At 37.9% G+C, this 10852-nt stretch carries 8 protein-coding genes; 4 read left to right on the top strand and 4 right to left on the bottom strand.

Annotated features, from left to right (window positions below):
• Positions 1-980 (top strand): nucleoside hydrolase-like domain-containing protein (locus tag AAC037_RS09995; protein WP_339902861.1); only part of this gene is annotated, 980 nt, incomplete at its 5' end.
• 261 nt (positions 981-1241) lie between these two features.
• Here AAC037_RS09995 and AAC037_RS09990 read toward each other — a convergent pair.
• From AAC037_RS09990 to AAC037_RS09980, 3 genes are all read right to left on the bottom strand, one after another.
• Positions 1242-1898, bottom strand: a complete 657-nt coding sequence (locus tag AAC037_RS09990) for a hypothetical protein (protein WP_339902860.1) — start codon at positions 1896-1898, stop codon at positions 1242-1244.
• Positions 1882-2373: a sigma-70 family RNA polymerase sigma factor gene (locus AAC037_RS09985; protein ID WP_339902859.1), complete on the bottom strand. Its 492-nt coding sequence runs from the start codon at positions 2371-2373 to the stop codon at positions 1882-1884. The genes AAC037_RS09990 and AAC037_RS09985 overlap by 17 nt, the downstream gene beginning before the upstream one ends.
• Positions 2374-2600: 227 nt before the next feature.
• Positions 2601-3713: a DUF6544 family protein gene (locus tag AAC037_RS09980; RefSeq protein WP_339902858.1), complete on the bottom strand. Its 1113-nt coding sequence runs from the start codon at positions 3711-3713 to the stop codon at positions 2601-2603.
• A gap of 277 nt (positions 3714-3990) precedes the next feature.
• Between AAC037_RS09980 and AAC037_RS09975 the strand changes: the two genes are divergently transcribed.
• Positions 3991-5505, top strand: a complete 1515-nt coding sequence (locus tag AAC037_RS09975; RefSeq protein WP_339902857.1) for a sulfatase — start codon at positions 3991-3993, stop codon at positions 5503-5505.
• Positions 5506-5567: 62 nt separating this feature from the next.
• Positions 5568-6755 (top strand): crosslink repair DNA glycosylase YcaQ family protein, encoded by a 1188-nt coding sequence (locus AAC037_RS09970; RefSeq protein WP_339902856.1) that lies wholly within the window; start codon positions 5568-5570, stop codon positions 6753-6755.
• A 169-nt stretch (positions 6756-6924) separates the two neighbouring features.
• Here AAC037_RS09970 and AAC037_RS09965 read toward each other — a convergent pair whose 3' ends face one another.
• Positions 6925-7911: a M56 family metallopeptidase gene (locus AAC037_RS09965; RefSeq protein ID WP_339902855.1), complete on the bottom strand. Its 987-nt coding sequence runs from the start codon at positions 7909-7911 to the stop codon at positions 6925-6927.
• Between the two features lie 848 nt (positions 7912-8759).
• On the opposite strand from AAC037_RS09965, the gene AAC037_RS09960 reads away from it, so the two are divergent.
• The coding region (locus AAC037_RS09960; RefSeq protein ID WP_339902854.1) for a SusC/RagA family TonB-linked outer membrane protein at positions 8760-10852 on the top strand (2093 nt) is incomplete at its 3' end.

Raw genomic sequence — 10852 nt, 5'->3', positions numbered from 1 at the left:
CCAATGTTCTGGCTCAAGCCCTTTGGAAAATCAGACATACCAGAACTATGGAAGAGCTGAATAAATTTGTTGCCAAAATAAGGGTCTACACCATATCCGATCAAGATGATTCAGGTGTTTGGATGAGAAATGAGTTCCCAAAACTCTTTTATATCGTCAGCCCGGGAGAAGATTACATCCATTCTACTTGGAATGGAATTGGAGGGGAATCCTTTAGCAAGTATGCCTCCGGTGCCGATGCATCGCTGGCTGAAAACCCTTGGCTCCGAAAAAACATCATGCAAAACCACGGTCCATTGGGTGCCCAATATCCCGAAGTGGAATACATCATGGAAGGCGACACGCCCAGTTTCTTAGGTTTGATAGACAATGGGCTGAATGTACCTGAAAGGCCTGACTTTGGAGGCTGGGGAGGGAGATACGAGCTGTATAAACCCCATTTTAAACCTTACCGCAATTTTGACCACCAGGCACCTGAACAAAGAGCCATTTGGACAGATGCCAGTGATGAGGTAATGGGAATAGATGGAAGGATTTACATTAACAACCAAGCAACCATTTGGAGGTGGAGGGAAGCTTTCCAAAATGACTTTGCTGCACGCATGGACTGGTGCGTTAAATCTTATCAAGAGGCCAACCACCCGCCTATTGTCAAAGTAGACAAAACAACCAACATCACCATACGACCGGGAGAAGCCATTCAATTTGATGCAAGTGATAGCACTGACCCGGATGGTGACGCTTTGTCCTATCATTGGTTCAATTACAAAGAAGCCGGAACCTATTGGGCCTTCAATTGGTACAAACCCCTTACCATATTAAATGGCAATAGTGCCAAGGCAACTTTAGAAATAGGAGAGCGAATTGAGCTGTCAAAAGCACAAACCACTCATTTGATTTTGGCTGTTACGGACAGTGGCTCACCAGCCCTGACCAGGTACCAACGAATCATCATTAATATTCTACCAAAAAATAAATAATCATAGAATCCTTTGGATGTGAATAATTCCCATTCAAAGGATTCTTTTAACAATAAATGATAAATTTATATAGCTACTGGAATAATCTAGACCTTTTACCTTGACAGTCATCACATATTTCCTTTATAAAAAAAGGTTAAGGAATTAAACAGGCCTGAAGAAAGAAATGTCATCGACTTAATTTTAACTCTCGTTTAACTTACAGAAGCTTCGAGTAAAATTGCTATGGCATGCTCTTTTAAATCCAAATACTTAGCTTTATTAAGCCCTTAACTCTTCCATATCTGAAATCAACTCATCAAGTTTTCTAATCACCCTTCCGTAGACAATATTTAAATCCCAGTAGTAAATCTTTCCTCCAAATAGTGCCAAAACAACCAGAATTAACACCATGGCAAATAGTCCGATTAATGGCATTCCAAAAACCACAGTAAGGTCAGGATATTTCACCATCAATTCATTCATTACCGTTTCGTTTAGTTGCTGCCCATTTTTACTTGAAAACCAAAAACCCATTATGGTCGATAGAAATATTAAAGGGTAATAAAACCTGGCCATTTTTGTGTTGACCGATATTTGATCATCCAACCAACTTCTGAATGATTTAAGGTATTCGTAGCTATTGACATTTTCGTCAATGCGCTCCAATCCCTTTACAAGCTTTTTATTCACTGCAAACACACCTGCTGCCACAAGAAAAAGACCTATCCCCATAATGGGGATTCCTACAAAAAAGGAAGCACCCAAAACCAATATGGAACCAATCGCAATGGCATTCAAATTAGTTTTAAACATCCTTTTATATTTATCGATGAAATGAATCGATTTCTGATTGTATAGGTTGATTACCTTCGGACCTACCAATGCCTCATTTTTCATAAATCCTTCTTTCCAAATTGTTTCAATTGACTTTTCCATTTAATCGTTTCTTTAATCGTTCTTTAATTCGTTTTATCCTTACTCCTATATTGTTTGGGTTGGTACCAATAATATCCGCTATTTCTTGGTAAGATTTTTCCTCCAAATAAAGTAAAATCACCCCTCTGTCTACTTCCGATAATTGTTTAATGGCATCATACAAGTGATTTAGCGCCTCATCTGAAAATGCATGGCTATCTTCAACCAGTTCCTCAGGCAGGGCATCTGAAGCAAAATACTGGTAGTCGTTTTTCTTTTTTTTCAACAAAGTCATACAAACATTCAAAGACAGTCTATAAACCCAGGTAGACCATTCAGACTGTTGGCGGAAGTTGTCTCTACTTTTCCAAATTTGTAAGCATACTTCTTGATAATAATCTTCAAAATCCTCTTGTGTATTGGTATAGGCCCTGCATATCTTAATTACGATTGCTGCATAAGGTAAAATTGAAGATCTGTAAAAGTCGCTGCTCACTGCTTTTTTTTCTTGGTTAGTGGTGTAAATCAAAAATTATTACACCTAAATTGAAATTTTTATCAAAAAATACGGAGGAAGTAAATTGGGCTTTTCTCCTAAATAGAAATTTTGTTGCCTTTATATAAAACTGAAACATTCAGCAGACCATCTATCAGGCGATGGAAATATGATTCGGAAATCAAGTGAGACAGCCTATGTATAAGGTAGCACATGTAGATTAAACCTTAGTCCAAAACCAACGGCATTTCTGAAACATTGTATTTAATATCTGTTATTTCCAGCTTTAGCCAAGTCCAATTGCCATGCGCTAACTTCCATTCTGCTTTGGAAGAAACAGGGATTCTAATACCATTACGTTCCTCTGTTTTTATGGCACTAACTGTCCATTCTGTAGGAATGGAGTCCTTGGAGTCTTTATAACGCATGGCTACAAACTTTTTGAAATCCCCTCTCTCATCAAAGTGAAAAATACCGGATCCTATTGTTCCTTTATACTCCATAGTTGCTTTGGCCGAAGAATTGTCAATCGCTTCCCATTTTAAATAAGGACTTACTGCAAAAGATGGAAACCATACCATCTCAGCCAAATAACGCTGTAAAGAGGCTTGATTTATTTTATCCTCTTTTTTGGTATTCACAATTGAAAAAAGAGACCACAACTTGATTGTCATTTCTCCCTCCCCTTTTTCAAATTTATCCCTTCCCACCACAGGTAATAATGGGTTCATTTGTAAATCTACATACCAATTAAAGGCCGGAGGGTCTATAGAAAAATATTGATTCGCTTGAGCATTGGTCCATTTCTCTTGCTCCGGTTTCAACCGCATTTGTAAATCTTGTTCCAAGTAAACGCAGTATACCATCGGTTTGCCTATTGAACCAGTGTTGTGCAACCATTTTTGGACAATTAAAGGTAATCCTTCCAACATTTCTTCAGATAAAAGGGCTTGACTGTTGGCCTTTGAGTCGGTAAATATTTTTTCAACTTCACGCTTCACCTTATTTTTGAAATTAAAACTGGAAAAGGCAAGAATTATCGCAGCCAGAATAACCAAATTTATAATTGTCCCAAATTTGGCATCATACCAATTATTTAGAATTAAAAGCTGAGATAGCACTATGCCGGCTAATCCTGTAAACTGCCAATAATGAAGCTTTATTGCCAGAAGAAAAGCAGTAACAACAAATAAGACGAAGGTTATCAACCACAACAACCCCATGGGGCGGGAAATTGGCTGAGAAATGGCATTAAATTCCGACAGGTCAAACGCTTTCAAAAATCCAAAGAGGTGAATTACCCCATGTAAGGCAATAATTACAATGAATGCTACTCGCATAATTCTTTATTAATGATGAAAAAAGTTCGGAAATACATTTATTTAGCAACTCTAAAATAATAAAAAAAAGGACCTGTTGTCCTATAACCTTTTATAATTTAAGCATTTGCGACAAACACCCACCTTCAAACCAATTTTCCGGAAGAATTACAGAATTCTAAATGACTGTTTTACACCATGAAATATTTAAATTAGAGGAAACAACAATATTGAGGCTGTCAATAGCATCTTCCACCTGGAAATAAGCTTGACAAGCCGTCGGCTAAAAAAAATATTAATGACCTATTTCACATACAAAAACCACAAAATAAAATTGGATATTCGCAAGGCCAAAAAAACCATAATCCTACTTTTTTCTACGCTTTTATTCTTGTTGGTTATACCGACACAAGCCCAAGATCATGGGAAATTGAATGTATTGTTCATGATCTCCGATGACCTTACAGCCACTGCGATATCCAGCTATGAAAACGGAGCAAGCCTAACACCTAACATAGATCAACTGGCTGCTAAAGGCACCCAATTCACAAAAGCTTATTGTCAATACCCGGTGTGTGGCCCCTCGAGAGCCTCAATGATGTTTGGTTATTATCCCAATGCCACCACCACCTATGGGTATGTAAGTGGTAGAGAAAACGTAGGCCCTGAACGTCAATCCTGGGCCCAATTATTTAAAGACAATGGCTACTATACTGCAAGAGTAGGGAAGGTTTTCCATATGGGATCTGTTGATATTATGAAAGGGAGAGATGGCAAAGATGACCCGGATTCATGGACTGAAAGGTACAACAGTCCTGCCCCGGAGGTCCATGCAAAAGGCAGTAGGGAATTGGTACAAAACAATCCTTTTGGTTTGCTTGAAGTTTCCAATGACAGCAATTGGAATGGTGGAAATCAAATCAATATTGTCAAAACCGTTGAAAATGAAATTCACACTGATGCCGAAACAGCCAATAAAGTTTCACAATTATTAAGGTTGCATAAAAACGAACCATTTTTTATAGCCGCCGGTTTTTTTCGTCCTCATGTACCTTTTGTAGCTCCTAAATCTTCATTTGAAAACTATCCATACGAACAAGTAGTCTTGCCTCCTAAGGTCACCAATGACTGGGATGACATTCCTGAGCAGGGAATAAACTATGTAAACAGCCTGAACGGAGAAATGACAGAGGAGCAAGAGAAAAAGGCTATTGCTGCTTATTATGCCTCTACTTCATTTTTGGATGAGCAGGTAGGCAAAGTATTGCAAACCTTGGAAGACGAGGGCTTGGAAGGCAACACCATTGTAATTTTCACCTCAGATCATGGTTTCTTTTTAGGAGAACACCGCTTTTGGATGAAGGTTGGGTTGATGGAAGAATCTGTAAGGGTTCCACTTATTATTAAAGTTCCCGGGCAAAAACCTACCGTTTGCCATTCTTTTGCAGAATTAATTGATCTATATCCTACCATCTCAGAATTGGCGGGTTTGCAAGCACCAAAAGCTATCCAAGGTAAAAGCTTGGGAAAACTGATAGACAACCCCAAGCTAAAAGTAAGGGATTTTGCGTTTTCCGTTTCCCAAAGAAATGGTAGGATGGGATATTTAATTCGTTCATCAGACTGGGCCTATATTCAATATGGGGACGAAGCCGAAGGAGGCATGGAATTGTATGACATGAATTATGATAAGGGGCAATACAACAATCTGGCAAACTACCCTCAATACTCAAATGTGATCGCTGAAATGCAAGACCTCTTAAAAGGTAAATTAGCTGATGTTCGCAACAATGATCTGGGCATAACTTATTGAGATGAAATCGGCTAAACTCCACAAATACCCATCAGTTATTGCTTATCATAGAAATAGAAAAAATGACTGAAAACCTTACGCTTCAGCAAGCACAAAAACTAGTCCTAGCGTCTCAAGGGATCTTTAACCCTAGAAAAAATGTGCCCGCCATAGAGCAAACTCTTTTGACCATAGAAAAGCTCGGCTATATTCAAATAGATACAATATCTACTGTTCAGCGTGCCCACCATCATGTCTTATGGAGTAGAAACCCAAAGTATCAAAATGCACAAATAGATAAATTGGTGGCCGAGAGAAAAATATTTGAATATTGGTCTCATGCTGCTTCGTATTTACCCATGAAGGATTACAGGTTTAGTCTTTTCCGAAAAAATGCCCTATTAAAGGGTGAGGAAAAACATTGGTTCAAGAAAGACCTTCAATTGATGGATCTGGTCCTAAACAGAATCAAAAATGAAGGACCTCTGATGGCTAAAGACTTTGGTTCAGAGAAACAAACTAAAGCCTGGGGTAGCAAGCCTGCCAAGCAGGCCTTGGAAAACTTGTTTATGCAGGGGGAATTAATGATCACCTCTCGCAAAAACTTCCATAAAGTTTATGATCTGACAGAAAACGTATTGCCAAATGACATTTACATACGTTTGCCTTCCAAGAAGGAATATCATCGATTCTTAATAAACAACTACCTCAAGGCCAATGGTATTGGGCAAGCTTCTGAGATCTCCTACCTGTTAAAAAATACCAAAACACACATTGCTGCCGAACTTAAGGAAATGCATTCTTCAGGGGAATTAACAAAAGTTACAGTAAATGGGATTGATTATTTTGCTTTGCCGAAATCTTTGGCATTGCTTGACAAGCCATTGAACTGTAAACAACTAAAAATCCTCTCCCCTTTTGACAATTTGCTCATCCAACGAAAACGCATGCTCAATTTGTTTGATTTTGATTACCAGATTGAATGTTATCTCCCGGAAACAAAACGTAAATATGGCTACTTTTCATTACCAATATTATGGAACGGCTCATTTGCTGCAAGAATGGATTGCAAAGCAGATAGAAAAACTTCCATTTTAAACATCCATCATTTGGCATTGGAAGAAGGTCTGGGAGACAGGGACGCTTTTGCCTTGGCCCTCTGCAAAGAGCTGGAAGCCTTTAAAGAATTCAATAATTGCATGGAAATCCGACTTCACAAAACCAGCCCTTCTGACGTCAAACCATTAATCAAAAAGACTTTATTAACCTAATCGTAAGGGGGACAACATTGTGATTCCCATAAAACAGGTTCAATAAAACCAACCCGGTACTATTGATCTATGCATACAATCAACAATTGGGGTTGGTTTTATCTTTCTAATGTTATTTGAACCAGAAACATGAAATAGACCTTCTTGTCTTGCACTTGCGGAAAGTACTTTAATTCCGGTTATGGTACGAAAAACCCATAATATATTTACCTTGATTTTCTACCTGCGTCTTATAATAATCCGCATAATAGTCGCTGGTCATCAAGTCAACTTGATAATAATGTTTTCCATAATTTTTTGCATTCTTTTCAAGTTTGCTTACAAATAACCTCCCAAAATCCGTATTGGTGTAATTATCCAAGGCTGCATTACTAATTCGTTTCCCGTCTATCCAAACCTCATATATTTCAGGATCTTTCCATGACTCGATTTGCTGTTCAGTAGGCACCTTTTTATTCATAGGTGGAGGTGAGGACCTAAACACTATCATTTGTTGGGACTGTTGCTCTCTATTCATTAAAAGGTACAAGGACTGTAACCTTTCCTTATCGCTTTCAGAAATATTACTATGAGCAGGACGCCCTTTATCATTTTTAGCTTTATTAACAATCTCTCTGTACTCAGCAAGTTGTGCAGGAGTCGCCCCTTCTGTCGTTGATGGAACAACAATTTGTTTTGACTGGACGTTTTTAGTTTCTTCCTGTGCAATTGTTACTGTACTGAAGAAAAATACGGCCATACCCAATAGAGGAACAACTGCTACTTGCTTACACAGTGCATTTCGGAATGATTTAGTTTTGGTCATCATAAGTAAACGTTTTTTAGTAATAGAATAATTAAATCGACTTGTAATAAATGAGCTTGCCTGTTCAGTGACTTTATCAAACAATAGATGGCGATAGGATTTAATATCAGAGATTTGATTGATCACTGCCTCATCGGCAAGAAACTCATGGTTGAGCGCAATAGCTTTTCGGAATAGGAAAATAAATGGATTAAACCAGAAAAAAATTTGGAGGACTTCTACGAATAAGATATCCAATGAATGCTTTTGGGATACATGTGCAAGTTCATGAATTAGAATCTCTTTTTCAATATTTCCACTTGTATATGCTTCCTCATTGAGAAATATATATCCTAAAAAACTATGAGGCACCGTATTTTGATTAAAGAGAACAATTTTGCTTCCCCTATAAGGTATACAAACCCCTTTTCTTAGCTTTTGTAATATATATTTAATATTTATTAAAAACCTCGATAAAAATGCTACAGTAACGAAAAAATAGACTAACCCAAAACCCCAAATCATATAATTAATACTTTTTACATATGGTTTATTTTTGAACGATTCGGGATTAATAGAAAATGTTGATTCAAATACCACCGCATCAACGAGCTCCCTTGGCAATACCTGCTGTTTAAAGGCAATAAATGGGATAATAAATGATAGCATCAAGCTTATCAACAAATAAAACCTATTGAATTTATACATATGTTCCCCCTCTAATACTAGCTTGTAGAAAAGAATAAACAAGGCAGAACAACAGATAATTTTAATTAGGTAAAAAAACATTATTCTATATTTAAATACTTTATTCTACAAATGTAGATTAAATAATTTAAACTTCCAATAATTATAACTAATTTTTTATTACACTTGATTTTTAACAATTTAAAACACACAAAATCGGAGAAGAAGAAACATTTAGTACATATCAAATATCATAGATAAATTATCATTTCTAAAAACAGAGCAGAAATCAAATTCACCTACTTTTTTAGCTCAATTGAAAAAAAATGCCCATAGGATATTCTATAAGCAATTAAACAAATGACAGGCATTATTGGTTAAATCAAATTAACCTAACACTATTTTATAAAAATAATATTCTATAGAATTTTGGAACTGTTTTTGTAGACAATAATTTCTCTATCCTTAATTTATTATAATTAAATAATTTAGGTTAGGATTTATTTATCAATTATCACTTAAATGATAAAGCTATGAAGAATATTTTACTCTGTTTTGTGCTTATCGCATGCACAACAATTTCTGCTATTGCTCAGAACAGGACAGTGACAGGGAGGGTAACCTCATCAGATGAACCGGAGGGAATTCCGGGCGTAAACGTATTAGTTAAAGGTTCAATGGTAGGATCAATAACAGATATTGACGGCAACTATTCTGTGGCTGTTCCTGATGGATCAAGCACATTGGTATTTAGTTTTGTTGGCTATATGAGTCAAGAAGTAAATGTCGGCAATCGATCTACGATTGATATTGTATTACAACAAGATGTTAATGAACTTTCAGAAGTTGTTATTACCGCCTTAGGTGTAGAAAGGAATAGAAATGAATTGGCCTATTCTGCTCAGGAGGTAGATGGAGAGTTGATTACCCGAACAAGAAGCCCGGATTTTGTCAACTCCCTTTCAGGTAAGGTGGCAGGGCTTGACATCAGGAGTAATAATACAATGGGGGGATCTACCAATGTTATTATTAGGGGCTACTCCTCTATTACAGGCAACAACCAAGCACTTTTCGTAATCGACGGCGTTCCCATCAGTAATGCGAATAACAATACCAGCACCAAAGCTTATGAAGCCAATGAAAGCTTTGGTAGCCAACAAACTGGACGCGTTGGTACTGACTTTGGAAACGCCGCTGCGGATTTAAACCCCGACAATATAGAATCAGTTAACGTATTGAAAGGAGCAGCAGCAACAGCGCTTTATGGTTCTCGTGCAGCCAATGGCGTGATCATGATTACCACCAAAAAAGGTAAGGAAAACAGCATGGATATCACCATCAACTCCGGTGTCATTTGGAGTTCAATTGACAAAAGTACTTTTGTGAGGTACCAAAAAGACTATGGTGCAGGATATATAGATGCTTTCAGAACACCCCGGGATCTGGGAGGCGGAGTTGGTCCGGTGGTCAGGTTTCAAGATGATGCTTCTTACGGACCTGCATTTGATCCTGGCCTAATGGTTTATCAATGGGATGCATTGGATCCATTTTCTCCCAATTTTGGAAAAATGACCCCATGGGTGGCTGCACAAAATGATCCAAGTACTTATTACGAAACCGGCCTGAACTCCAACCAGAGCATCATTATCAGCGGTGGTGGAAATGATGCTACTTTTAGCTTAGGATATACCAGGAATGATATCAAAGGCAATCTTCCAAACAGTACCATAGACAAAGACCAATTCAATTTCAATGGGTCCTATAAAGCTTCGGATAAATTGACCATTTCAGCTTCCGGAAACTATGCAAGAACTGTAGGTATGGGTAGATATGGCACAGGCTATAACGGCAGGAATCCCAATCAGCAATTTAGGCAATGGTGGCAAACCAATGTCGATATAAGGGAACAGGAAGAAGCCTACTGGAGAAATGAACAAAACATAACCTGGAACTGGAACAGTTCCAATACCGGCCCCATTTACTCAGACAACTTGTACTGGACGAGGTATCAAAATTACTCCAACGACAGCAGAGACAATTTTTACGGATACGCCTCCGTAAACTATGAAATAAATGATTGGCTTAGCGTTATGGGGCGGGCATCTTTCAATACCACCATTGACTTACAGGAAGAGCGGGTAGCCATTGGAAGTGCAGATGTCAGTCAATACACCAGGTTCAATAGGGATTTCAATGAGTCCAACTTTGATTTGTTATTAAATTTCAATAAGGACATATCCGAAGACATCAGCTTTACCGGATTATTGGGTTCCAATCTCCGAAGAAGTAGAATGAGTTCCATCAGAGCCAGTACAAATGGAGGCTTGGTAGTCCCCGGACTGTATAGTTTATCCAACTCACTAAATCCTATACAGCCTCCTTTTGAAGAGGTAGAAAATATAGGAGTAGACGGAGTATTTGCCAATGCCAATTTCGGGTACAAAGAAACTTTATTTGTAGAGATTTCGGCCAGACAGGATAAATCAACCACCTTGCCTGAAGACAACAGCACTTATTTTTTCCAAAACGTAAACAGGATAAGATACCAAGATGCCAAACGAGATCAGGTCAACTACCTGCCCCTGCACTTACGTGCCCCGTTTGACCTGCAACAGGCAATGGCAAA

It is taken from the genome of uncultured Cyclobacterium sp., from assembly GCF_963976465.1.
Taxonomy (GTDB): domain Bacteria; phylum Bacteroidota; class Bacteroidia; order Cytophagales; family Cyclobacteriaceae; genus Cyclobacterium.
Note: the sequence above shows the minus strand (reverse complement) of the source record. Positions and strands in the feature narration are given on the sequence as shown.